Genomic DNA, 24,164 nt, shown 5'->3' with positions numbered 1-24,164 from the left:
CCCCCGGCTTCTCGCCCATATTACGTTGTCGACCGGCCTTGAAGCGCGCGGTTTCCTTGCCTAACATTTGTTCAAATACGACAGGGAGGAACGTTGTGATCAACGGACACCGAGTCGAGACGCGTAACACCGCCCACTTCCGCCATGACTACGGCAGCGAGCAGCCTGACCTGCGGCGGCTCTACGAGCAGGCCAAGATCGACCAATGGAATGCCGCCCGCGACATCGCCTGGTCCGTGCCGCTCGACGGCGACGGCGGGCTGATCGCCGACGATCTGGTCGACCTCCACGGCACGCGCTTCTGGGACGGCATGTCCGAGCCCGACCGGATCGAGCTCAACCGCAGGGTCACGCGCTGGCGGCTATCGACCCTGGTGCAGGGCGAGCACGGCGCCATGCTGCTGTGCAGCCAGCTGGTGAACTGCGTCGAGGGCCAGGACGCCAAGCTCTTCCAGTCAACGCAGGTCGCCGACGAGGCACGCCACAACGAGGTGCTGCAGCGCTATCTCGACCTCCGGCTCGACGGCGAGACCTATCCGCTCGGCGGCAACGTGAAGGAGATCTTCGACACGCTGCTCGGCACCTCGTCCTGGTACCTCAAGACGATCGGCCTGCAACTCGTCGCCGAGACCTTCGCCGTGTCGCTCTTCCGCATGCTGGCGGAATCCTCCAAGGACGCGGTGCTGCGCGAGGTCTGCCGGCGCATCCTGCAGGACGAGGCACGCCACATGGGCTTCGCCATGCTGTCGCTGCCGGCGATGGTCGCGCAGGCGACCGAGGCCGAGCACCGCGAGATGGAGGACTTCGCCGTCTGGGCGCTCAGCCGCACGCTGGCCGGCACCTTCCCGCTCGCCGTCTACCAGGAGATCGGCATGAGCAAGGCCGAGCTCGACGAGCTGAAGCAGTTCCGCCGCGAGCGCGCCGCGGGCGGCGACGAGACCGCCTTCCGCAAGTACTTCCGCCGCGACCTGCACGACGGTCTGGTCCGCAACCTGCGCAAGGTCGGCCTGATCACCGACCGCATCGCGCCGAGCCTGCAATCGTTCGGGCTCAAGCTCGCGGCCTGAGCGGTTCGCGGCGCGAGCGAGTCGCTCCGGTCCGTCCTCGAGAAGCCTTGGGGCCTGCAACGAAATCGTCGCTGCAGTTCACGATGCCGCCTGTTCGAGGAACATCGTCCCGTTTGCGTTCCAGGCCCTTAGTCCAGGACGATGTTGTTGGCGCGCACGACCTTGCCCCACTTGACGACTTCGTCATGGACATAGCGAGCGAATTGCCCGCTGCTCTCGCCGCCCGTTTCAGCGCCCTGACGTAACCAGGCTTCCTTCATTTCCGGCGCTTCGAAGACGCGGGCCACCTCGGCCTGGATGCGTCCAACGATCTCGCGCGGCGTGCCGGCTGGTGCCCATAGCCCGTACCAGGAGAGCGACTCGAAGTCCGGCAAGCCGGCTTCGGCCATAGTCGGGATGTCGGGGAAGGTCGGCGAGCGTCTGGCGGCGGCCAGAGCGAGCGGACGGAACCTGCCGCTCTGCAGATAGGGCGCAGCGCTGCCAAGGCCCTCGAAGATGACGCTGATCTCACCTGCCATCAGTGCGGCATTGGCCGGACCCGATCCCTTGTAGGGAACATGAACCATCGCGGCACCGGTCATGGCATTGAATATCTCGCCGGCCAGATGGCGGGACGTGCCGATGCCCGACGACCCATAGTTCACCTTGTCGGGATTTGCCCGGCAGTAGGCGATGAAAGCGCGAAGGTCCGCCACCGGGAGGCTGGGGCTCATCACCAGCACGTCCGGGACGTAGGCGATGCCGGTGATCGGCATCAGGTCGCGCTCGATATCGTAGGGCAACGCCCTGTAGACGTTCGCCGCGACCGTATGATGGACGGCCCCGAACAACAGCGTGTAACCGTCCGGCGCCGCCCGGGCGACCATGGCGGCGCCGATCGTGCCGGCAGCGCCCGCCCGATTGTCGATCACGACCTGTTGGCCAAGCTGCGTCGCAAGCTTGGCAGCGAACGGCCGGGCGAAGGTGTCGGAACCACCCCCTGGCGGGAAAGGCACGATCAGCTGGATCGTCCTGGTGGGCCACGATTGGGCTTGGGCCTGGGCTGAGGTGCCGCCGACTGTCGACAGGGCGGCGGCCGCAACCACGAGAGTGCGGCGAGAGAAGGCGCGAACGACTGCCATGATGTCATCTCCGTGGGTGCGACCCCGGCATGCCGAAGCACGGCCGTCCGAGTCGTACGGGCGCGGGATGACCGTTTCGTGAAGAACGCCGGGGCTAGTAACCCAGAGGGCGTTGGGCGAAAGCCGCGGCCTTCTCGAGCGCCGCCGCCGCCTTCAGCATCGTCTCCTCGTCGAAGGCGCGGCCGATCAGCTGCAGGCCGAGCGGCAGGCCGTCCTTGTCGAGGCCGGCCGGCACGGAGATGCCGGGCAGGCCCGCCATCGAGGCGGGAATGGTGAACATGTCGTTGAGATACATGGTCACCGGATCGTCCATCTTCTCGCCGGCGGCGAACGCCGCCGTTGGCGCGGTCGGGGTCAGCAGCACATCGCACTTTTCGAACGCCTGCTTGAAGTCGCGGGCGATCAGCGCGCGGATCTGCTGCGCCTTCTTGTAGTAGGCATCGTAGTAGCCGGCCGACAGCACGTAGGTGCCGATCATCACACGGCGGCGCACTTCCTTGCCGAAGCCCGCGGCGCGCGTGTTCTCGTACATCTCGGTCAGATCCTTGCCCGGCACGCGCAGCCCGTAGCGCACGCCGTCGTAGCGCGCGAGGTTCGACGAGCACTCGGCCGGCGCCACGATGTAATAGGCCGGCAGCGCGTACTTTGTGTGCGGCAGCGAAACCTCGACCGTGGTGGCGCCCGCGGCTTTCAGCATCTCGATGCCCTGCTCCCACAGCGCCACGATCTCGGGCGAGGTGCCGTCGACGCGATACTCCTTGGGAATGCCGACCCGCAGCCCCTTGATGTCGGGATTGCGCGCCGCGGCGGCGAAATCCGGCACGGGCAGCGGCGCCGAGGTCGAGTCCTTCGGATCGTGGCCGGACATCGCCTGCAGCAGGATTGCCGAATCCTCGACGGTGCGCGCGAACGGCCCGGGCTGGTCGAGCGAGCTGGCAAAGGCCACCACGCCCCAGCGCGAGCAGCGGCCGTAGGTCGGCTTCAGCCCGACGATGCCGCAGAACGCGGCGGGCTGGCGGATCGATCCGCCGGTGTCGGTCCCGGTGCTGCCCGGCACCATGAAGGCCGCGACCGCAGCCGCCGAGCCGCCGGACGAGCCGCCCGGCACCAGCTTGCGGTTGTCGCCGTGGCGCTTCCAGGGATTCTCGACGCCGCCGAAGTGGCTGGTCATGTTCGACGAGCCCATGGCGAACTCGTCGAGGTTGGTCTTGCCGACCATCACCGCGCCCGCCTTCCACAGGTTCGTCGTCACCGTGCTCTCATACTGGGGCACGAAGCCCTTCAGGATATTCGACGCAGCGGTGGTCTGCACGCCCTCGGTGCAGAACAGGTCCTTGATCGCGAGCGGCACGCCTTCGAGCAGCCCCGCCTCGCCTTTCGCGCGGCGCGCATCAGAGGCTCGCGCCATGTCGCGCGCCTTGTCCGGCGTCTCGGTGATGAAGGCATTGAGTGCGCGATGCTCGTCGAGCTTCTTCAGGTGCGCGTCGGCGACCTCGACGGCGCTGGCGTCCTTCTTCGCCAGCGCCAGCGACAGCTGGGCGAGCGTGAGATCGGTGAGAGCGGCCATGGCTTACTCCACCACCTTCGGCACGGTGAAGAAGCCGCCGGCATTCCTGTCGGTCGGGTCGATATAGACGGCGCCGCCCGGCGCGTTGGCCAGGACCTTCTCGGCGATGCCGCCGTCGGTCACCTTGTCCTCGCGCATCGGCAGGGTGACGTCTGACACGCTGGCCAGCGGCTCGACGTTGGCGGTATCCACCTCGTTCAGTTGCTCGATCCAGGCAAGAATCCCCGACAGCTCGCCGGCCAGCGGCGCGAGCTCCTCCTCAGGCACCTTCAGACGGGCGAGCCGCGCAATGCGCGCCACCGTGTCCTTGTCGAGCGACATCCCACCTCCGGAAAACAGCGGATTCGCGCGGTTGGTAGCCGGTTTATCCCAAACGGGCAACCGGCTCCGGTGGCCCGCGCAGATCAGTGGGCAAAGCCGAGCCGGTGAAGTCGTGGCCACAGGCGGCGCTTCGGTCGCATCTGTGGGGCGGGGGAACGCATGAAGGCCGCGGCGCGCCCCGTGACTCTCTCTGCTTCCGCCCAATCCAGCACGAGCCTCCATTGGCCAGCCCACGCGTCTCCAGTCTCCACTCTCCTGGCGCCCAGGGCACGAGCGACTTGCTTCGCGTCCGCCTCCAATTCGAACGCGGCCCGGACACACGCATTGCCCCGGCAGAGCGAGAAGTTGCCTTTCAACCCCATGGATCTGATGAAGTTCGGCAACGAATCCAGCCAGCCCTCCGGTGCTCCCGCAACAAGTTGAGTCTCGATCAGAAACGGGCGGCCGTGACACTCACGAAAAGCGTCCCAACCCATCAGTGGCATTGCAGTTCTCCCACAGCATGTGTCGGATCATGCCTGCCGTCCGATTGAGCCAGTTCTTCCGGGTCATTGATTATTTGTCACCATTGCGCAGCGCACTGCCCCGGCGCCGCACGTCACCGAGAGCGAGCATCGTCGACGAGCCACCGCCAGGAAGGTCCCCGCTCAGGTCTGCCGTTGCGTCTTACCGCCCGTTACACGGAGATTGCGCAGTGCCAAGTTGGCCACCTTGCGCACGGCAGGATTTCTTGCCCGTGCGGCTGCCTCCAGGCACGCCACCGCCCCCTGGCGCAAGCGAGGAGTGGAGGAGTGCAAACCGATCATCTCCAGCTCTCTCACCGCCTTCCATGCAGCCCTGCGATCGACGGCATTGCCGAGTGCGCGCACGGCACGGCATGCAGCCCAATATCGCCAAGTCTCGTCGCACAGCATTCTTTGGAACCCTCAATGGATCCAGGATTACCGAGCGTCGTCGTGGTTTATTCCATTTCGGACAGAGAGCTTTTGTCTCTCCATGCCACACGCCGGATGCTGCGCAGGGATTCGCGGAGCGGCATCATGTGTCCTGCCGTAGCAGGTCGCGCAGGGTGCGGCCCTTGTACGCCGTGCGCATCAGGCCGCGGCGCTGGAGTTCGGGCACGACGAGGTCGACGAACTCCTCGATCGCACCGGGACAGTAGATCGGCGACAGCATGAAGCCGTCGCCGCCGGCGATGTGCAGGAAGGCCTCCATCTGATCGGCAACGGAGGTCGGCGTGCCGACGAATTGCGGCAGGCCGACACTCTGGCCGTGACGCTGGGCCACTTCCCGCAGTGTCATCGATTCGCCCGACGGCTTGCGGAAGCGGGTCTTCAGCCGCTGCAGCTCAGGCTCCGTCCGATCGGCCATCGGCGCATCGAGATCGATCTTCGACAAATCGTAGTCGGCGTGAGCCGACAGGATCGCCATGCCGCCCTCGAGCGGCACCAGCCTGTTGTGCTCGTCCTGCTTCTCGCGCGCCTCGGCTTCGCTCGAGCCGATGACCGGCTGGGCACCGAACAGGATCCTGCACTCCTCCGGCGCGCGGCCGAGCCCGGCCATGCGGCCCTTGATGGTGTCGAAGTAGCGTTTGGCGTCCTCCGGGCGCGGCTGGATGGCGAAGATCGCGTCGGCGTACTTCGCCGCGAAGTCGATGCCCTTGGGCGACGTGCCGGCCTGCAGGATCGCGGGCCCGTCCTGCGGCGAGCGCACTACGTTGAGCGGTCCGCGCGACTTGAAGAACGGCCCCGCATGCTCGATGCGATGGACCTTGGCCGCATCGGCGAACACGGCACCGCTGCGGTCCATCACCACGGCGTCCTCGTCCCAGCTCGACCACAGCTTGCGGCAGACCTCGATGAACTCGTGGGCGCGGTCGTAGCGCAGGTCGGCGGGCGGACGGTCGACGCCGAAATTGGCGTCCTGGTTGTGATTGATCGAGGTCACCACGTTCCACCCTGCCCGCCCCTCCGTGAGATGGTCGAGCGTGGCCCACAGCCGCGCGGCATAGAACGGATGATGCTGGCTGACCGAGAAGGTCGAGGCCACGCCGATATGGCTCGTCGCCGCCGCCATATAGGAGAGCAGCGGGATCGGGTCATGCTCCGGCGCCTGGGCGGCGTAGCGCAACGCGGGCTCGAGCGAGTGGCGGTAGGTGTCGGAGATGTAGTTGAGGTCGGCGAAGAAAACCATGTCGAACATCCCGCGCTCGCAGACCCGCGCGATGTGCTGATAGAGCGCCGGGCGGCTCCAGTCGTAACCGGCGTCCGCGGTCTTCGGGTGCCGCCACATGGCGAGGCTGTGATAGGTCGGCCCGTGAACGAGGAACTGCGCGAGATGCATCTTCCGGGGCATGGCTTGGCCTGTCAGTCGGCCGTCGGCGACGGCATCGGAGCGGTCCGGCGCGCGGCGACCGCCTCGATCTCGGTCCGCACCTCGGGCCGGCTGGCGAGCATCCGGTCGAAGTCCCGGCGATGGAGCATCAGCAGATGGCAGTAGCCGTCGGAGATCACGTCGGCATTGCGCGGCCGGTTGTCCAGCAGCCCCTGCTCGCCGAAGAAATCTCCTTCCTTGAGTATGATCCGGCTGCCCTGCCTCACCACCGTCACATCGCCGGCGGCGATGAAGTACATGGCATTGGGCGGCCCACCTGCGGCGATGATCTTCTCCTCCGGCAGGGCCACCACCGGCCGCAGCCTGTTGGCAACCTCGGCAACCGCTTCCCTGTCGAGCGTGGCGAACAGCGGCACGCGCGCGATCATCGCCGCCAGCTCGAGGCCGAGATGGAGCGGCGGCCGGTCGGCGATGGCATCACGGCGCGCGTTGAGCTGCTGGCGAAGGTCGGCGTAGACCTCGCGGCCGATGATCGATTCGCGCAGCCGACGGGCATATTCGGCGGCCTCGAAGCGGATCGCGGCGCGCTCGAGCTGGCGGTCGCGAATCGCCTCGGCATAGCCGGAATACTGCAATGTAAGCGCATGCAGCGAATGGTCGACCAGCTCGCGGCGGTCGTGGATCACCTCGCTCAGCCGCGCCTCGGCATCGCTGCCGAGAAGGTCGGCGATCGAATTCCGGTTGAACGCCTCCAGCTGGGGCAATACATCGAGCTGGACCATGAGCATCTCGAAGCGGTCGGCCAGCCGCTCGGTCAGCACGCGCTCGATGCCGAACCGGCGCTGCAGCCAGAGCCCGAACCGGAAGGCGCGGTCCGGCAAGGCGAAGTCGCGGATCGTTTGCTGATAGCCCTCGGCGCCGCGGTCGCGCACCGCGTCGACCAGCCGGCCGGCACGCGCCATCAGGCGGGCCACCATGCGGCGCGACAGGGTCTGCTGCTCGAACTGATCGAGATAGAGCTCGCGCTCCTTGGTGCAGAGCGTCACGAGCCCGACGGTCAGGCGCTCGTCCAGATCGAGCGCCAGCTCGGGCGGCGGCGCCTCGATCGCGGCATCGCCAGCCGAGATCGGATCGACGTCGATGCCTTCGACCCGGACATTGTGCTCCCGGATGATCTGCTGCATTTGATGCGCCACGTTGATGCGCGACAGCGCCAGCACGCGGTCGCGCAGCGCCAGCTCCAGGCGTGTCAGCTTGTTGAGGCCCAGCACACGCATGACCACGCCGAGCGTGGTGGCGTTCACGAACAGGGTGAACAGCACGAACAGCGTGGCCAGCACGGCGGCAAACTCGCGCACGTTGCCCGGCAGCCGGGGATCGCTCGCCGCGACCATCGCGAGGACGATCGTCACCGCCCCGCGCAGCCCGCCCCAGACCAGGATTACCTTGTACTTGGTACTGACCGGCTGCACGAGGCGGCTGAGCTCGAGCAGCGGCAACATGCCGAACACGACCAGGATGCGGGCCACGAAGGCGCCGAACGCCACCGCCAGCAACGCCGCGACGTAGAGCCAGGTGATCTGCCCCAATACACTCGCGGCCAACATCGACGCCAAGATGAAGATCAGGCAGTTGCTCCAGAAGTCGAGCTGCGTCCAGAGCTGGCGCAACGAGGCCCAGCGCCGAGGGTGGAGATGGGTCGGGCCATAGGCCGCCACGGTGAGCGCCGCCATGACGACGGCGACGACACCGGAAATGTGAAGATAGTGGTCGGCTATCACGTAGGAGGCATAGGCGAGACTGACCGTCACCGAGGCAATCGCGGCGTCCGAATCGCCGAGGCGCGGCAGGATCACCATCGACGCGCGGGCCATCGCGAAGCCGAACACGATGCCGCCAATGAACTCGCGAACGAAGTCGACAAAGGGGTTGGCCAGATCGGAGCCGATGGCGTGCGCAATGTCCGGGTTGCCCTGACGCACCAGGAATCCGATGCAGAAGCCGAAGGCGGCGATCGCAACGGCATCGTTGAACAGCGATTCGCCTTCGGCAAGGATCGACAGGCGCTTGGGTGCGCCGACATCGCGGAAGATGCCGATCACCGCCGCCGGATCGGTGGTCGACACGATGGCGCCTAGCAGCAGGCAGACCATCACGTCGATGCCTGTCGCCAGATGGACCGCTCCCGCCACGCCCGCGATGCAAACCAGAACCGCGACGATCGCCATCAGCAGCACGGCGAAGATCTCGTCGAACAGGCGGCGCACGTCGATCGTCAGGCCGGCAGTGAACAGCAGCGGCGGCAAGAACAGTGGCAGAAAGACATCGGTGCCACGCTCGAGCCTGGTGAGACCGTGGAAGACATCGCCCAGAACACCGAAGGCGTGCTCGCTCGAGGCGATCCAGGTGCCCATGAAGCCCAAAGCCATTCCGGCGATCGCCAGCAGCACGGTATGCGGCAAGCGCAGGCGTTCGGCCAGCGGCACGAGGAGACTGACGATCGTCAGCACCATCGCGATCGCGAGCAGGGCGTAGATGATATCGCTCACCGGGTGAACTTACCTTGCTTGACGGGTATGTCAGCTTATAACCGCAAAATGGCGATCGTCGATTTTCCCACGCTCAAGGCGGCGCTGGTGCGCGACGGGCGCTTGATGGCGCTCGATGTCGGCAGCAAGACCGTCGGCATCGCGACGTCCGACGTGCTGCGCAGCCTCGCCACCCCGCTCACGACGTTGAAGCGCAGCAAGCTCGCGGCCGATCTCGCAGCGCTCGCCGAGCTGGCGAAGAAGTACGAGGTCAAGGCGCTGGCGGTCGGCCTGCCGCTCAACATGGACGGCACCGAGGGCCCGCGCTGCCAGTCGGTGCGTCAGTTCGTCACCAACATCGCCAACCACGGCGCACCGGCGCTCGCCGGGTTGCCCGTGGTGTTCCAGGACGAGCGCATGAGCACGGCCGCCGTCACCCGCGGCATGATCGACGACTACGACATGAGTCGCGCCAAGCGCGCCGAGCGCATCGACGCCGCGGCTGCGGCCTGGATCCTGGAAAGCGCCCTCGCCCGTTTGCGCTGAACGGAGTCATCGCTGGGAGCGCGGCTCTCCAGAGCCGCTCTTCCTTCGGCTCGCCATATCCCATGAGCGGCTCTGGAGAGCCGCGCTCCCAGCAAAGAGCATGAGCGTACTCAAGGGCAGAGCGGCGGCGGAGGCGGCAGCTTCGGCGTTTCGGCATCGAGCGTGCGCAGGAAGGCCACGAGGTCGGCACTCTCCCCCGCGGTGAGGCCGAGCGGACGGACCAGCGGCACGCCGTCGCTGTGCAAGCGGTCGGGACTGACGGTCGAGTAGTGGTTCACCACGTCTTCGAGCGTGGCAAGGCTGCCGTCGTGCATGTAGGGGCCGGTGCGGCCGACCTGGCGCAGGCTGGGCACCCGGAACTCACCGAAATTGCGGTGCTGGGCCTCGACGTGGCGCGTGCGGACGCCTGTGACGCCTGAAACGTCGTCGCTGTGGCGGCCGAGCCGGTTGAACGGGCTGTCCTGGAGGCGCGCGATACCGCCGTGGCGACCGCTGTCGACCTCCCCGGGCCGCATGAAGAACGGGATGCCGGTGTCGCCGAACTCGCCGTTGGTGAAGAGCGGCCCGAAATGGCAGGTCGCGCAATTGCCACGCCCGAGGAAGAGCTTGAGCCCACGCTGCGCCGCTGCCGGGTAGCGTTGCGCGGCAGCCCGGTCGCCCGCGACCAGCGCGTCGCGGAAGTCGTCGAACGGCGTGCGCGGTGTCACCAGCGTCTGCTGGAACGCCGCGAGCGCTTTCGCGCCGTCGACGAGCAGCCTCTCGTCGTCCGCGCCGGGCGGTTCGCCGAAAGCGCGTTCGTATCCGCACGCCAGCCCCTTGTCCTCGCGCAGCAACTTCGCGATTGCGGGCGCGCTGCTCGCCATCTCCCGGGCATCGAGCAGCGGCCGCAGGCTCTGCATCCACAGCGAGTCGGCCGCGCCGTCCCAGCCGAACCAGTGCTGGTAGCCGACATTCCAGAGACTGGGCGTACGGCGGTCGAGCTCGACCATGCCGAAGCCACGCGCCCGCCCGTCGCGCCAGTCGCGGCCGGCCTGATGGCAATCGCCGCAGGCCATCTGCCGGCTCGACGACAGCCGCGGCTCCTCGAACAGGTACCGCCCGAGCGTGATGGCGGCCGGATTGCCGGAAACACGATTGCTGGGATCGCGCACCGGCGCGGGCGGCCACGGGCCGTGCGTGGCGACGGCCCTCACCTCCTCCGGTCTCCACTCGAGCATGGTTTCGGCGTGCGCCAAGCCACCGGCCACGGCCACCGACAAGGCAAGCAGCGCCAGCCGTCTCACTTCAGGATGAAGTCGTGCGTCAGGCGCTGGACCTCGCCGCCGGCGCGTACATCGAAAGCGACTTCCCAGTTGCCCGGCATGTGGAACAGCAGGCCCTCCACCCGATAGCGGCCCTCGCCGTTGTCCTTCACCGTCGGCGCATAGTTCATGCCGTGCCTGTGCTCCGGCATGGTCGCATCGACGAGCACCAGCTCGGCCGGCTCGCCCCCCTTGGTGCAGACATTCATGAGCAGCGCAAACGGTTGGCCGACCTCGATCCGCAACGGATCGGGCCGCAAGGCGAGCATGTAGAGGTCGGAATAGACCACGATGCCGGTGCCGTGCCCGAGATCGAGCGGGCAATCGGCCCAGGCCGGCGTCGAGACGAGGACGGAGAGCAGCGTCAGCCATGACCTCATTGCGGCGGTCCGCCGAACAGCCGTTCGCCGTTCCTGAAGCCGATCTTCTCGGCGACATCGCGCGGCAGATCCGACAGCCACTGGCGCGACCAACGCGCATGCTCGGCGATGTAATGCAGCCGCTCGGGTGTGAAGGAATCGGTTCCGACCAGGAAGCGGTCGGGGAACTCGAGGAAGGCCTCGCGCCAGCCCGGCGTCACCTTGCCATTCGAGGCATGCGCAGTCAGAAACGCGAGATCGCACCACAGCGTGGCATACTTGCGCAGCATTGCGCGCACGCTCTCCGGCCGCTCGAAGCCGGAATGCGCCCACAGCACGCGGGCGTTCGGGTCCTGCTGGAAGTGGCGGTCGACCGCCGCCGAATCCGAGTGCGAATGCAGGAACAGCCCGTGCTGCTTCGCGAGCTCGACGATGCGTCGCATGTTGGGCAGGTCGGCGTCGGCGCCGTAGATATGGAACTCGCCGATCGCCACGTACTTGCGCTTCGACAGCAGCTCCTCGACGAACGGGATGACCGTCGGATCGCGCGCCCAGGTGGCGAGCTCGCCACGCGAGCGATAGGGCCGGAGCTCGGGAACGATGACGCCCGGCGCCAGCTCCTGCAGCATCCGGGTGCCGTCGTTGTTGGAGCTCGACACCATCGCGCGGCGGATGTTGGCCTTGCGCAGGATGTCGATGAAGCCTTGCGGCGGCACGACCTCCCAGGCGTCGTGGCTGTAGTGGAGATGGGCGTCGAAGATCGGCATCTCCTGGTCGGCGCGTGCCGCGGCCGGCCCGAACAGCAGAGTGGGCAGCAGGGCGACCAACAGGGGTCTCATCTTCATTTCCGGCTCCAGGCGTAGTTGAAGCTGATCGAGATGCGCTCGCCGGCATAGCGCGCCGGCGGCACCTCGTGCCGTAGCCAGCTTTCGAACAGGATCACGTCGCCCGCCCGGGCCGGCACGCTGACGAAGGCGTTGCGCGGCGGTGCGGCCATCATCCGTGAGAGTCGGGGATCCTCGAACTTCAACGCACCGGCTCCCCTGGGCACCTGCACATAATAGGTGCCACTGATGAAGGACGTCGGATGCAGATGCAAGGAGTGCACCACGCCCGCCGGCATGACGTTCAACCAGCAGTCGGTGATCGCCAGTGTCCGGCCGCGCAGGTCGTACTCCAGCGAACGAGAGAAAGTCTTCACGTGACGGTCGAGACGACGCGCCAACCCCGCGAAGACCGACGAGACGAGATGCAGCCGGTCGAGCGAGCCGTAGGAAGTGTAACCGCCGAGATAGTGCCTGTCCGACCATTTGGCACCGGCCGCGTCAGAGGCCGCCAGCGCCTCGCATTCGTCAAGCAACGTACGGTCGAAGCGCGTGCTGCCCGCCCTGGTGAGCGGGGCGTGGTAAATCCGTGTCGGAAACAAGGCCCTGATCGCCATGGCGTGATTATCGGCGAAGCCCTCGCTTTGTGCTATGATTTCACATGCTCACCGACCGGCAGATCGAAAATTATCGGCGCGACGGCTATCTGGTCATCCCGCGCCTCATAGAGGGCGAACAGCTCGCCGAATTGCGCGCGCTGACCGACCGCATCGTGTCCGAGGCTCGCGGCGTCACGGCCAACGACGCGCTCTACGACCTCGAGCCCAGCCACAGCGCCACCCTGCCCAGGGTGCGCCGCCTGAAGCCCGTGATCTTCAAGCGCTATGCCTTCTTCCAGGCGCTCGTGCGCGAGCCGAAGATCGTGACGATCCTGCAGCAGCTTCTCGGGCCGTCGATCCGCCTTTACGGCGGCAAGCTCAACATGAAGTCGGCAGGCTACGGCTCGCCGGTCGAATGGCACCAGGACTGGGCCTTCTATCCGCATACCAACGACGACGTGCTGGCGACCGGCATCTATCTCGACGATTGCGACATGGACAACGGCCCGCTGATGGTGCTGCCCGGCACGCATCACGGCCCGACCTGGGATCATCACGCCGACGGCCGCTTCTGCGGCGCGATGGATCCGGCCGCCTGCGACCTCGATTTCTCGAAGGCGGTGCCGCTGATGGGGCCGGCGGGCTCGATGACCATCCATCACGCGCGCCTCGTGCATGGCTCGGCGCTCAACCGCTCCAACCGCCAGCGCCGCCTGCTGCTGCACGAATACACCGCCGCCGACGCCTTCCCGCTGCTTGGCGTCGGGGACTTCGACGACTTCAACAGCCGCATGGTCGTGGGCGAACCGACGATCGAGCCGCGCATCTGTCCGGCGCCGGTGCGTCTGCCGCTTCCACCGGCCGACCATCAGGGGTCGATCTACGAGAACCAGCGCGGCACGGCGCGGCGATTCTTCGACACATTCGAGGACGCGCGTGTCGGGTAGCCTTTCATGGGAGCGAGCCATTAACGGGAAACAAGTGCTCGCGGTCCGGAAGACCACGAAAAGCCCGGTTTCATCCGTGGCGAGCCGGCGCTTCTTCCTGCTGGGCGCCGCCGCCGTCTGCCTCCTGCCCGGCAAGGGCGCCCGTGCCGCCGAGTCGCTCAGGATCGGCGCCGGGCGCGGCACCATCGACTTCGCGATCGGCAATTCCAGCCTCTTCCGCACCACCGGCTCGTTCAAACAGTGGCAGGGCATGTTGCAGGTCGATGATGCCGACGAGACACGCAGCAGCGTCATGGTCAAGGTCAACACGGCCAGCATCGATGTGCTCGACGCCCAGCAGACGGCCATGCTGAAGGACGTCGATTTCTTCGACGTCGCCAAATTTCCCGAGATGACCTACGCCTCGAAGCGCATCGGGCGCCTCAGCGAGAGCGCCTACAAGGTCGACGGGGAGGTCACCTTGCGCGGCATCACGCGGCCAATGGCCCTCGATGTCTCGGTAACCGAGCGCAAGCCCGATGCACCGGCCGGCGCGGTGTACGCCCGCTTCAAGGCGGCGGGCAAGCTCAAGCGCTCCGAATTCGGCATGGTGAAGTACGTCGATATGGTGGGCGATACGGTCGACTTCTCGATCCGAACCGATGCGTGGCGCTGACGGCCAGGGCGGGTACACGGCGGTCGCGAAGCTGCTGCACTGGCTGACGGCGCTTCTCGTGCTCGGCATGCTCGGCGTCGGCCTGTGGATGGTCGGCCTGCCGATCAGCCTGACCAAGCTCTACGTCTATGCCTGGCACAAATGGATCGGCCTCACGGTCCTCGTGCTCACCGTGCTGCGCCTGCTGTGGCGCACCAGGAGCCCGCCGCCGCCGCTTCCCGCAACGGTGACGGCGTGGGAGCGCAGGCTCGCGCCCTGGGGGCACGGCGCGCTGCTGGTCCTGTTGCTCGCCATGCCGGTCAGCGGCTGGCTGATGAGCTCGGCCGGCGGCGTCAGCGTCGTGTGGTTCGGCGTTCTGCCGCTCCCCGACCTCGTGCCACGCGACTCGCTTACCTTCGACATGCTGCGAACGGTGCACCACTGGTTGGCCTGGACGCTGGTCGCCGTGCTTGTCCTGCACGTGGCGGCGGTCGTGCATCACGATCTTTTCCGGCGTGACGGAATCTTCCGCCGCATGTCGCCCTTCACGAGGTAGCCATGCGCGCGCTGCTGCTGGCCGCCGCACTCGCCCTCAGCCCGCCGGCTCTCGCCGGACCGAACGATCCGTGGACGATCGATCCGGCGAAGAGCCGCATCGCCTTCGGCGCCGAGCAGATCGGCAAGCTCATCGCGGGGCGGATCGGCTCCTGGACGGGCACCATCGTGCTCGATCCGGAGAACCTCGCCGCGGCCCGTATCGATATCCGCATGGATATGCGGAGCACGACCACCGGCGCGCGCGACGTCGACGACATGCTGCTCGGCAAGGACTTCCTCGATGTCGCCCGCTCGCCCGAAGCGCGCTTCAGCAGCGAATCGGTGACGCGCGGCAGCGGCGACAGCTACCAGGCGCGCGGCAAGCTCACCATCCGCGACGTGACGCGCGAGGTCACCCTGCCCTTCACGCTGCGCATCGAGAACGGCCAGGCGAGCGCTCGCGGCAACCTCGGCATCAAGCGGCTCGACTACGGTGTCGGCCGTAACGAATGGGCGGCAACGGGCTATGTCGCCAACGAGGTCGCGATCGACATCACGGTAACGGCGTCGCGACCATGAGGCGGCGCAGCCTCCTGGTGGCTGCGATACCCTTCTCCGCATCGGCGCGCGGGCAATCCGGCCTGTGGCCGGAATGGCTCGGCAGCTATGCTGGCGCGGTGCGCTTCCATCGCTCGATCCCGCTCGAGGACATCTATCCGCCGCCCCCCTTGCCCCGGACCGATGGGGACGATCTCACGCCCTTCGCCGTCTATTTCGCCCTCCGCGCCGAGGATGGCGGCGTGACGGTGTGGCTGCGCATCGACGGCGGCCCGATGCAGACGGCGTTCGACGGCGAGACGCTGCGCTTCGGCCCGACGATGGCCGGCGTGGCCAAGCTCGTCTCAGCCAAGGCGCGGCCCGAGCCGAGGGTGGCGACGTTGACATTGCAGCCCGAATCGCTTGGCACCGAAGCGCTGTTCGCCTTCGCCGACGGCAGCTTCTGGCGCCGCCATGTCAACGTACGCTTCACGCCGGCCGGCGCCGACCTGATCGTCTGGGTGTTCGACGCCAACGGGACCCGCGCCCGGACCTGGCGCGGGTCGGCGATCAGGCTTGCGCCCTACGAAGGACGTGCGCCGACGTAGTTGGACTGCGGCCGGATGATGCGGCCGCCCCTTTCCTGCTCGAAGACATGAGCGCACCAGCCCGCCACCCGGCCGACGGCGAACAGCGCGGTGAAGGCCTCGCGCGGGATCTCCAGCGCCTCGAGCAGCAGCGCGGTGTAATACTCGACATTGGTGTCGAGCCGGCGGCCGGGCTTGTGCCTTCGCAGCGCCGCGATCGCACCCTGCTCGACCTCCGACGCATAGGATAGCCGCCCCGCCGTTTCCGGCAGCCTGGCCACAGCTGCCTTCAGCACGTCGGCGCGCGGATCGCGCACCTTGTAGATGCGGTGCCCGAAACCCATCAGCGTCGTATTCTTCGCGAAAGCATCGTCGAACCAGGCTTCGGCGCGCGAGGCCTCGCCGATCTCGTCCAGCATGTCCAGCACCGGCCCCGGTGCGCCGCCATGCAGCGGTCCTTTCAAGGCGCACAGCCCGGCGAGCACCGCCGAGATCAGACCGGCATGCGTCGAGGCGACCACGCGTGCGGTGAAGGTCGAGGCATTGAAGCCGTGGTCGGCGACGGTGGCGAGATAGGTGTCGAGGCCCTTCTCGAACACTTCCCCGGCGCGCTGGCCGCGGATCATGCGCAGCAGGTCCTGTGCTGTGGTCAGCGACGGATCGGGCGCGATCGCCGACAGGCCCTTCCGGGCGTTGAGAAGTGCGGCCAGGAAGACAGGCAGCGCACCGCAGACGAGGTAGTGATGCGGCACCGGATCGGAGTCCGGCAGCATGCCCAGCCCGACCCTCAACCCCTCGACCGGGGTCAGGCCTTCCGCGGCGATCAGCAGCTTCGGCACCAGCGCGAAGGCGCGCACGCGAGCCGCGGCCATCCCGTCGCGCGCGGCGGCCTCGTTGCCGCCACCCTCGCCATAGCCTTCCCACAGCAGGGCCGCGACGCCCTCGAAGCCAGTCACCCCGACGAGATCCTCGATGGAGTGGCCGCGGACGACCAGCCGCCCCTCCTCGCCATCGACCTCGCTCATGACCGTGTCGGCGACGATCACGCCGTCGAGCCCGCTATCCACCCGTGTCTGCAGCATCGAAATCCCCTTGTGCGTTCGCGGGGAAAATCAGCGCACACATATGTATTGTCAATATTGATTGAATTCATCAATAATAAGAGATGAGCCGCGAATGGTTGAGTTCCGCCGAAGCGTCGCGCCGGTTGGGCGTGTCGTCGTCGACCCTGTATGCCTATGTGAGCCGCGGACTGCTGCGCTCCGAAGGCGCGACCGGTCAGCGCGAAAAGCGCTATAGCGCCGACGATGTGGCGCGGCTGAAGCGCCGGCGCGATGTCGGCCGCAAGGCCGAGTCGATCGCCGCCAACGCGCTCGATTTCGGCACGCCGGTGCTGGAATCGTCGCTGACGCTGATCGAGAACGGACGGCTCTATTACCGCGGCTGGGACGCCGCCCAGCTCGCCCAGGGATCGCCGCTCGAGCGGGTCGCACAACTCCTCTGGCAATGCGACGAGCGGCCGTTCGATCCGAAGAACCTGCCGTCGATGTCGACCGCGCTGCGCCAGGCGTGGCTCGCCGCGGCGACACTGGCGCCGGTCGACCGGTGCCTCCTGCTGCTGCCGGCCGCGGCGCGCTGGGACCATCCGAGCTGGGTCGAGGATCGCAATGCGATGATCGAGACGGGCGTGCGCATCCTGCGCCTGCTGACCGCCGCGGTGACGGGCGAACCTGTCTCTCCCCTGCCCGTGCATGAGCAGCTCGCCACCGCATGGCATGTCCCCGCCGAGCGTGCGCCACTGATCCGCGCCGCGCTCGTCCTGTCGGCCGACCACGAGTTCAATGCCTCGGCCTTCGCCGCGAGGGTCGTCGCCTCGACCGGCGCCAACCTGCACGGCTCGACGATCGCCGGCCTCGCCGCCATCAACGGCCCGCGCCACGGCGGACTCACGCGCAGGGTCTCCACCTTGTTCGACGAGCTCCAGGAAGCCGCCGACCTTGATGGCGCGCTGGCCAAGCGGCTGAAGGACGGCCTCGACCTGCCGGGCTTCGGCCATGCCCTCTATCCCGACGGCGACATTCGCGCCGCGACGCTGTTCTCGATGTTGCACGAGATCGTGCCTGACGCCCCGCAGCTTGCCTTCGCAGAGGAGATCGCCCGGGCGGGCGAGCGCGTGTTCGACCGCCGACCCAATGTTGATTTCGCCACGGTGACGATCGAGCGGATACTCGGCCTGCCCCGCGATTCGGCTCTGGCGATGTTCCTGCTCGGCCGCACCGTTGGCTGGATCGCCCACGCTCTCGAGCAATCCGCCCATAGCGGCCTCATCCGACCCCGGGCCCGCTACACCGGTCCTCGGCCTGCCGTCTGAGGCGGACTCGTGCCAGCTCTGGTCACCTTGCTGGGAGCGCGGCTCTCCAGAGCCGCTTTTTCTTCACTTTGCCGCACTCCATGAGCGGCTCTGGAGAGCCGCGCTCCCAGCAGTCAGCCGGACATTGTGTGGCACTTCGGTTATCCACCTCGACGCCGCCTTGCGGCTACGGCACGTGCGTGCTTAACGTCGGCTTTTAGTGACAAAGAAACGCGCGGGCGTGCCGAGGTTGCCCCATCTGCTCGGCATCGAAGGTCTGTCGCCTGAAACGATTTCGGGCCTGCTGGACCTTTCGGAGAATTACATCGATCAGAACCGCTCGATCGACAAGCGGCGCGACCTGCTGTCGGGCCGCACCGTGATCAATCTGTTCTTCGAGAACTCCACCCGCACCCGCACCTCCTTCGAGGTCGCGGCCAAGCGGCTGGGCGCCGACGTCATCAACATGGACGTCGCCACCTCGTCCGTCCGCAAGGGCGAGACGCTCCTCGACACGGCCATGACCCTCAATGCCATGCGGCCCGACGCAATAGTCGTGCGGCACAGCGAGTCGGGCGCGGTCAATCTCCTGTCGCAGAAGGTCAACTGCACCGTCATCAACGCCGGCGACGGCCAGCACGAGCATCCGACCCAGGCGCTGCTCGATGCGCTGACGATCCGACGACGACGAGGCAGCCTCGAAGGGCTGCTGGTCGCGATCTGCGGGGACATCATGCATTCGCGGGTCGCGCGCTCGAACATCCATCTGTTGCAGATCATGGGTGCCCGGGTGCGCGTGGTCGGGCCGCCGACCCTGATGCCGACCGACGTCGACAAGATGGGCGTCGAGGTCCATTACAACATGCGCTCCGGCCTGAAGGACGTCGACATCGTCATGATGCTGCGGCTGCAGACCGAGCGCATGCAGGGCTCGTTCGTGCCGTCGATCAGCGAATATTTCCGTTTCTTCGGCCTCGACCACGAGAAGCTGAAATTCGCCAAGCCCGACGCGCTGATCATGCATCCAGGCCCGATGAACCGCGGCGTCGAGATCGACTCCGAAGTGGCCGACGACCTCGACCGCAGCGTCATCCACGAGCAGGTCGAGATGGGCGTCGCCGTCCGCATGGCCTGCCTCGAGGCGCTGATCGGCGGCCTCCGCAACGCCATGGGAGCGGCGGCATGAGGGTCCTGGGAATGCGTTGCTGGGGGCGCACCCCCAGCGGAAGAGTTCGGCCATGAGCGGCAACATCCTGCGCGGTGTCGCGCCGCACGCCGGCTCCACCGCCTATATCAACGCGCGCATCGTCGATCCCACCGGGGACGCCGAATACACCGGCGCCATTCTGATCAGCGACGGCAAGATCGCCGATTTCGGGCCCAACCTCTTTGCCTCGGGCGCGCCCTACGGGATCGCATCGGTCGACTGCCGCGGCCTCTATCTCGCGCCGGGACTGGTCGATGCCCGTGTTCATACCGGCGAACCGGGCGAGGAGCACAAGGAGACGCTGGAGAGCGCCGGCATCGCCGCCTCGGTCGGCGGCATCACCTCGATGGTGCTGCTGCCCGACAACGAGCCGCCGTTCGACGACGCCTCGCTGATCGAGTTCGTGGCCCGCCGCGCCCGCCAGATCAAGCTCGCCAACATGTACGCCTACGGCGCGCTGACCGTCGGTCTCGAAGGCAGGGAGCTGGCGGAGATCGGCCTGATGGCCGAGGCCGGCGCCGTCGCCTTCACCGATGCCGATCACGCCGTCGGCAATGCCCAGGTGATGCGCCGCGCGCTCTACTATGCCAAGGGCTTCGACGCGCTGATTGTCCATCTGCCGCAAGAGCCGACGCTGTCGGGCGGACACATGACCAGCGGCATCATGGCGACGCGGCTCGGTCTCGCCGGCAATCCGCCGCTCGCCGAGGTGATGATGGTCGAGCGCGATATCCGCCTGGTCGAGATGACCGGCGGCCGCCTGCATCTGTCGAAGATCTCGACCGGCGAATCGGTCAAGGTGATCGCCGCCGCCAAGGCGCGCGGCCTCAGGATCAGCTGCGACACTGCCCCGCCCTACTTCGCGCTGAACGATCTCGCGGTCGGCGACTACCGCACCTTCGGCAAGCTGGTGCCGCCGCTGCGCGCCGAGGCCGATCGCGCGGCGATCGTCGAAGGCCTCAGGACCGGCGTGATCGACGCGATCGTGTCCGACCACCGGCCGCAGGACCAGGACAGCAAGCGCGTGCCCTTCGCCCAGGCCGAGCCGGGCGGCATCGGGCTGGAAACCTTGCTGCCGGTGTCGCTCGAGCTGGTGCACAACGGGCACCTCACCCTGCCGCAGCTCTTCCAGCGCCTGTCGAGCGCACCGGCCCGCCTGTTCAACCTGCCCGGCGGCAAGCTCGCCAAGGGCGCGCCGGCCGATCTCGTGCTGTTCGATGCCGACTATGCCTGGCGGATCGACCGGCCCGACTTCTGGAGCAAGACCAAGAACTCGCCGTTCGACGAGCGGCCCGTGCAGGGCCAGGTCATGGCGACCATCGTCGGAGGCCGCACGATCTACCGTCACGACGATTTCGCCCCGGCCGCGGCCGCCGCCTGAAGGTCATCGCCGACGGTCATTGATTGCCTCGAAACGGCCACCTGGTCTGTTATTCTCCAGGGATGACAGCTCGCCACCCCCTCTATCTTGCCGCCGCCCTCGTCACCGTCGCCGGCGTGGCCGACGCCCAGCAGTCGCGCGACGATCTGCTGGATGCGATGACCCGGCACGTCCAGATCTGCGCCGAGATAAGCGACAGCGCCCAGCGCCTCGCCTGCTACGACAAGGTGCAGAACAAGGTCGGCGACGTGCAGGCGCCTGCGCCCGCACGAACCCCGACTCCACTCGGCACCATGCCGTCACAGCCTTCGCTGCCGCCGCTGCAACCTGCAAATCCACCACCGCCGGCCTATACCGGCGGCAGCCAGGTCGGCAATCCCACCCCGCTCGACCCACCGCCGTCGTCCTATACAGGCGGCAGCCAGCTTGGCAGTCCCACCCCGCTCACCCCGCCACCGCTCGCGGTGCCCGGCGGTGGCACGGCAACGCTCGGCGGTGCTCAGGGTGCCCCGACGCCGCTCGGGCCGCCGTCGAGCGACCCCGACCGCGCCTTCAACCCGCGCGACTCCGCGGGCAGCTACCGGCCGGCGGACGCTTCGATGCCACGACCGCAGCCGCCGCTGCGCCGCACCGGTCCGCGGCCGGTGCCGAACTACAATCAGCAGGTGCCGCTGGTGACGCTCGCGGCGTCCAACCTGACCTACGGCGAATCGCGTTACTGGCAGGTCACCGTCACCGTGACCTCGAACACTGCGCGCAGTCTCGACACCCAGGTCCGGTGCAACTTCCTCAATGCTGGCCGCTCGGTCGGCGAGGCCTATCTCGGCCCCGTGCTGATGGCGGCGGGCGAGCAGGTCTCGACCGAGCTGATTGGCCCGCCGACCACCACTTTCGTCGACAGCACCAACTGCCGCGTCATGAGCCCGTAGGATCGCCGTCCCGATGACGTGGTATCTCTACTTTCTCGCGGTGCCGTTCGTCGTCGGCTATCTGCTGGGCTCGATTCCCTTCGGCCTGGTGCTTACCAGCGCCGCTGGGCTGGGCGACATCCGCAAGCAGGGCTCGGGCAATATCGGCGCCACCAACGTGCTGCGCACCGGCAACAAGACGCTGGCTGCAGCGACCCTGCTGCTCGATGCGCTGAAGGGCTTCGTCGCCGTGATCGCCTGCGGGCTGATCGGCCCGCCGTGCGCGGCAGCCGCCGCGGTCGGCGCCGTCGTTGGCCATAATTTCCCGGTGTGGCTGAAGTTCAAGGGCGGCAAGGGCATGGCCACGGCGATCGGCGTGACTCTCGGCCTGAGCTGGCCGGCCGGCGTGATCATTTGCGCCGCATGGCTGGCGATCGCGGCGGCGTTTCGCTACTCCTCGCTGGCCTCGCTGTTCAGCATCCTGATCGGCGCGCTGGCGTCGTGGTTTTTCCTGCCCTGGAACGGCGCCCTGGCGGTGACGGTGGTGGCGCTCCTCGTCTGGGTGCGCCACCACCAGAACATCGACCGGTTGCTCAAGGGCACGGAAACCAAGATCGGCCAACGGTCGCCTAGCGCAGCCGCGTGAAGCCGTCGGGGCTCCAGTCCTCGCTGCCGACGCCGTGGTGGACGAAGAACAGGCCTTCCGGATCATATTTATCCTTCGCCGCGCGCAGCCGCGCGTAGTTCCTTCCCCAGAACGCCTTCTGCCAGTCGGCCTCGAAGTAGTTCGACTCCGAGACATAGGCGCCGGGGTTCGGCACGATCTTGCGTAACGCCGCCATCGCTGCGGCCACGTTCCCGGCATCGCGCCGGGCGCGGGCGAGATCGGGTTCGTGACCGGCCACACCGGCGAAGGCCGGCAGCCCCTCGGCGGCGCTGATGGCGAGTGCGAAGGCCTCGGTCACCACCGGGTTGGTCGCGGTGTCGCGGGCGGCGGCGAGCGCAGCGGGTGGCGCGCCGGCCAATCCCTTGTTGAAGTGCAAGGTCATGCGTCGCCGCCGCGTGCTGTCGAACAGCGCGTCGGTCAGGCTCCCGCGCTGGTCGTCGGCGAGCAGCGCCTCGGGCAGCCAGGTCGACTCGTAGCCATGCAGGAACCAGCCGGCCTCGTGCAGATTGGTGCTCCAGAAGATGTTGGTGGCAGAGGCGCCGGGACGTTCGTCGGACAGCACCATTTGTGGTGCATTCTGTTTGAGGAATGCGGCATCCCACAGAGAACCCGCGGGAACATGGATGAAAAGTGGGGGCTGCACGATCGCGTAGTCGGCGCCCTGCTCCTGGATCCAGGCAAAGAACGGCTTCCACGTCGCGGCGGCGCGCGCCTGGTCCAAACCCTGAAACACCATGCTGAATTCCAGCACGTTGTCCGGACGGAACGACACCGTCTCGCCCCAGGTCGGGTTGAACAGGCTTTCGCGATAGAAGGTCACGAAGCGCTCGATCAGCCGCTTGAACGCCGCGTCCGAGTTCGCCTTGACCGCGCCGAAGGCCGCTCCGAACAGCGGCGGCAGGTCGTGCGTCTTGAGTGTGACCCGCGTGATCACGCCGAGGCTGCCGCCCCCGCCGCCCTTGAGGCCCCAGAACAGCTCGGGGTTGGAACGGGCATTGGCGATCCTCACGGCGCCGTCGGCGGTCACCACCTCGGCTTCGAGCAAGCTCGCGGCGGCCAGGCCGTAACGCTTGGAGAAGCTGCCGAAGCCGCCGCTCTGGATCAACCCGGCGACGCCGACGGTCAGGCAGCCGCCGCCCTGCACATATCGGCCTGCCTTGCCGACCGCGGCATAGGCATTGCCCCAGACCACGCCGGCGCCGAGCGACACGGCCGGCTGCGGGGCATCGTTCGAGCCCTGGGCCACGAAGGCGTCATGCAGCTCGATGCGATCCATCGGCCGCGTCCAGACCAGCAGCGAGTCAGGCGCGTTCGACGTGCCCTGGTAGCTGTGGCCGCCGCCCTTCACCGCCAACCGCAGGCGGTGGGTCCGGGCGAAATTGACCGCCGCCACGACGTCGGCGGCGTCGCGCGCCGCAACGGCGTAGACGCTGGGCGTCGACGCCCAGGCATCGGCCCAACCGCTGGTCTGGGTCAGCGCGACGGAGTCGCCGATCGCCCACGGGTTCTTCAGCGTGCGGAAGACGGCAGCGCACTCGGCGCTGTCGGGCGCCTCTCGGCAGGCTTCGATCGGCGAGCGGACCTCGACCAGGCGGCCGCCGAGCTTGGCGTCCAGGTCTTTCCATTGGGAGGCCGAAGGCCAGCCGGCATCGCCGGGCCTGACCCTGTGGGACGGCTGGGCATGGGCGGGGATGGACATCAGCGGGAGGCCTCCGGCGAATTTGATCAGGGTGCGTCTCAGCATGGCTTGCTCCGTCGTGGGACGGCCCTGCTTCTAATCGTCAGGCCCTTGATTCTGCTGGAGAATGTGACGACCGGCACGCTTCGTGGGACGACCGGCAG

The 24,164-nt window shown here is 67.5% G+C and carries 23 protein-coding genes; 12 read left to right on the top strand and 11 right to left on the bottom strand.

The annotated features are described in order from the left end of the window. The first annotated feature begins 95 nt into the window (after positions 1 to 95). The gene (locus ACQY8M_RS23225) at positions 96 to 1,067 is read left to right on the top strand and encodes a ferritin-like domain-containing protein (RefSeq protein ID WP_428660321.1); all 972 of its coding nucleotides are present in this window, start codon (positions 96 to 98) and stop codon (positions 1,065 to 1,067) included. A 128-nt stretch (positions 1,068 to 1,195) separates the two neighbouring features. Here the strand turns inward: ACQY8M_RS23225 and ACQY8M_RS23220 are convergent, their stop codons facing one another. From ACQY8M_RS23220 to ACQY8M_RS23200, 5 genes are all read right to left on the bottom strand, one after another. Beyond that, a complete protein-coding gene (locus ACQY8M_RS23220) occupies positions 1,196 to 2,188 on the bottom strand; it encodes a Bug family tripartite tricarboxylate transporter substrate binding protein (RefSeq protein WP_428660318.1) in 993 nt (330 codons plus the stop codon). A 94-nt stretch (positions 2,189 to 2,282) separates the two neighbouring features. Next, positions 2,283 to 3,755, bottom strand: coding sequence for an Asp-tRNA(Asn)/Glu-tRNA(Gln) amidotransferase subunit GatA (gene gatA, locus ACQY8M_RS23215; RefSeq protein WP_428660316.1), 1,473 nt, complete (start codon positions 3,753 to 3,755; stop codon positions 2,283 to 2,285). Positions 3,756 to 3,758: 3 nt separating this feature from the next. Beyond that, positions 3,759 to 4,076 (bottom strand): Asp-tRNA(Asn)/Glu-tRNA(Gln) amidotransferase subunit GatC, encoded by a 318-nt coding sequence (gene gatC, locus ACQY8M_RS23210; RefSeq protein WP_428660313.1) that lies wholly within the window; start codon positions 4,074 to 4,076, stop codon positions 3,759 to 3,761. A gap of 1,038 nt (positions 4,077 to 5,114) precedes the next feature. After that, positions 5,115 to 6,431, bottom strand: coding sequence for an LLM class flavin-dependent oxidoreductase (locus tag ACQY8M_RS23205; protein WP_428660311.1), 1,317 nt, complete (start codon positions 6,429 to 6,431; stop codon positions 5,115 to 5,117). Positions 6,432 to 6,442: 11 nt separating this feature from the next. Further along, positions 6,443 to 8,959 carry a cation:proton antiporter gene (locus ACQY8M_RS23200; protein ID WP_428660309.1) on the bottom strand — a complete coding sequence of 839 codons (2,517 nt, stop codon included), beginning with the start codon at positions 8,957 to 8,959 and terminating at the stop codon, positions 6,443 to 6,445. A 48-nt stretch (positions 8,960 to 9,007) separates the two neighbouring features. Here ACQY8M_RS23200 and ruvX point away from each other — a divergent pair, with 48 nt between their 5' ends. Further along, a complete protein-coding gene (ruvX, locus tag ACQY8M_RS23195; RefSeq protein WP_428660306.1) occupies positions 9,008 to 9,484 on the top strand; it encodes a Holliday junction resolvase RuvX in 477 nt (158 codons plus the stop codon). A 110-nt stretch (positions 9,485 to 9,594) separates the two neighbouring features. On the opposite strand, the gene ACQY8M_RS23190 is transcribed toward ruvX, so the two are convergent. From ACQY8M_RS23190 to ACQY8M_RS23175, 4 genes are all read right to left on the bottom strand, one after another. Further along, positions 9,595 to 10,677 (bottom strand): cytochrome-c peroxidase, encoded by a 1,083-nt coding sequence (locus tag ACQY8M_RS23190; RefSeq protein WP_428660303.1) that lies wholly within the window; start codon positions 10,675 to 10,677, stop codon positions 9,595 to 9,597. Positions 10,678 to 10,763: 86 nt separating this feature from the next. Continuing rightward, positions 10,764 to 11,165: a FixH family protein gene (locus ACQY8M_RS23185; RefSeq protein ID WP_428660301.1), complete on the bottom strand. Its 402-nt coding sequence runs from the start codon at positions 11,163 to 11,165 to the stop codon at positions 10,764 to 10,766. Then, positions 11,162 to 11,983: an amidohydrolase family protein gene (locus tag ACQY8M_RS23180; protein WP_428660299.1), complete on the bottom strand. Its 822-nt coding sequence runs from the start codon at positions 11,981 to 11,983 to the stop codon at positions 11,162 to 11,164. Before ACQY8M_RS23180 ends, ACQY8M_RS23185 begins: the two co-directional genes overlap by 4 nt. Positions 11,984 to 11,985: 2 nt before the next feature. Then, entirely contained in the window at positions 11,986 to 12,585 is a 600-nt protein-coding gene (locus ACQY8M_RS23175) for a TIGR02466 family protein (protein WP_428660296.1), read from the bottom strand. Positions 12,586 to 12,629: 44 nt separating this feature from the next. Between ACQY8M_RS23175 and ACQY8M_RS23170 the strand changes: the two genes are divergently transcribed. From ACQY8M_RS23170 to ACQY8M_RS23150, 5 genes are read left to right on the top strand one after another with little or no spacing between them, the layout of a single operon-like run. Then, positions 12,630 to 13,514, top strand: a complete 885-nt coding sequence (locus ACQY8M_RS23170; RefSeq protein WP_428660293.1) for a phytanoyl-CoA dioxygenase family protein — start codon at positions 12,630 to 12,632, stop codon at positions 13,512 to 13,514. A gap of 34 nt (positions 13,515 to 13,548) precedes the next feature. Next, positions 13,549 to 14,169: a YceI family protein gene (locus ACQY8M_RS23165; RefSeq protein ID WP_428660291.1), complete on the top strand. Its 621-nt coding sequence runs from the start codon at positions 13,549 to 13,551 to the stop codon at positions 14,167 to 14,169. Then, positions 14,156 to 14,704 (top strand): cytochrome b, encoded by a 549-nt coding sequence (locus ACQY8M_RS23160; RefSeq protein WP_428660288.1) that lies wholly within the window; start codon positions 14,156 to 14,158, stop codon positions 14,702 to 14,704. Before ACQY8M_RS23165 ends, ACQY8M_RS23160 begins: the two co-directional genes overlap by 14 nt. Before the next feature lie 2 nt (positions 14,705 to 14,706). Beyond that, positions 14,707 to 15,264 (top strand): YceI family protein, encoded by a 558-nt coding sequence (locus tag ACQY8M_RS23155; RefSeq protein ID WP_428660285.1) that lies wholly within the window; start codon positions 14,707 to 14,709, stop codon positions 15,262 to 15,264. 17 nt (positions 15,265 to 15,281) lie between these two features. Then, positions 15,282 to 15,830, top strand: coding sequence for a hypothetical protein (locus ACQY8M_RS23150; protein WP_428660282.1), 549 nt, complete (start codon positions 15,282 to 15,284; stop codon positions 15,828 to 15,830). On the opposite strand, the gene ACQY8M_RS23145 is transcribed toward ACQY8M_RS23150, so the two are convergent. After that, a complete protein-coding gene (locus ACQY8M_RS23145; RefSeq protein ID WP_428660280.1) occupies positions 15,806 to 16,891 on the bottom strand; it encodes a citrate synthase/methylcitrate synthase in 1,086 nt (361 codons plus the stop codon). The two genes, ACQY8M_RS23150 and ACQY8M_RS23145, sit on opposite strands and share 25 nt — an antisense overlap. Before the next feature lie 83 nt (positions 16,892 to 16,974). Here ACQY8M_RS23145 and ACQY8M_RS23140 point away from each other — a divergent pair, with 83 nt between their 5' ends. From ACQY8M_RS23140 to plsY, 5 genes are all read left to right on the top strand, one after another. Continuing rightward, positions 16,975 to 18,180, top strand: a complete 1,206-nt coding sequence (locus ACQY8M_RS23140) for a citrate/2-methylcitrate synthase (RefSeq protein WP_428660277.1) — start codon at positions 16,975 to 16,977, stop codon at positions 18,178 to 18,180. Between the two features lie 199 nt (positions 18,181 to 18,379). Further along, entirely contained in the window at positions 18,380 to 19,345 is a 966-nt protein-coding gene (locus ACQY8M_RS23135) for an aspartate carbamoyltransferase catalytic subunit (RefSeq protein ID WP_428660275.1), read from the top strand. A 52-nt stretch (positions 19,346 to 19,397) separates the two neighbouring features. Beyond that, the gene (gene pyrC, locus ACQY8M_RS23130) at positions 19,398 to 20,747 is read left to right on the top strand and encodes a dihydroorotase (protein ID WP_428660272.1); all 1,350 of its coding nucleotides are present in this window, start codon (positions 19,398 to 19,400) and stop codon (positions 20,745 to 20,747) included. Positions 20,748 to 20,809: 62 nt separating this feature from the next. Continuing rightward, positions 20,810 to 21,676, top strand: coding sequence for a hypothetical protein (locus tag ACQY8M_RS23125; protein WP_428660269.1), 867 nt, complete (start codon positions 20,810 to 20,812; stop codon positions 21,674 to 21,676). A gap of 13 nt (positions 21,677 to 21,689) precedes the next feature. Beyond that, on the top strand, positions 21,690 to 22,301 hold the full coding sequence (plsY, locus tag ACQY8M_RS23120) for a glycerol-3-phosphate 1-O-acyltransferase PlsY (protein ID WP_428660267.1): 612 nt from the start codon (positions 21,690 to 21,692) through the stop codon (positions 22,299 to 22,301). Here plsY and ACQY8M_RS23115 read toward each other — a convergent pair. Then, positions 22,285 to 24,066, bottom strand: a complete 1,782-nt coding sequence (locus ACQY8M_RS23115) for an FAD-dependent oxidoreductase (RefSeq protein WP_428660264.1) — start codon at positions 24,064 to 24,066, stop codon at positions 22,285 to 22,287. The genes plsY and ACQY8M_RS23115 overlap by 17 nt on opposite strands. Positions 24,067 to 24,164: the final 98 nt, after the last annotated feature.

The organism is Reyranella sp., assembly GCF_965279465.1.
Taxonomy (GTDB): domain Bacteria; phylum Pseudomonadota; class Alphaproteobacteria; order Reyranellales; family Reyranellaceae; genus Reyranella.
This window is presented reverse-complemented; position numbering and strand designations above follow the sequence as displayed.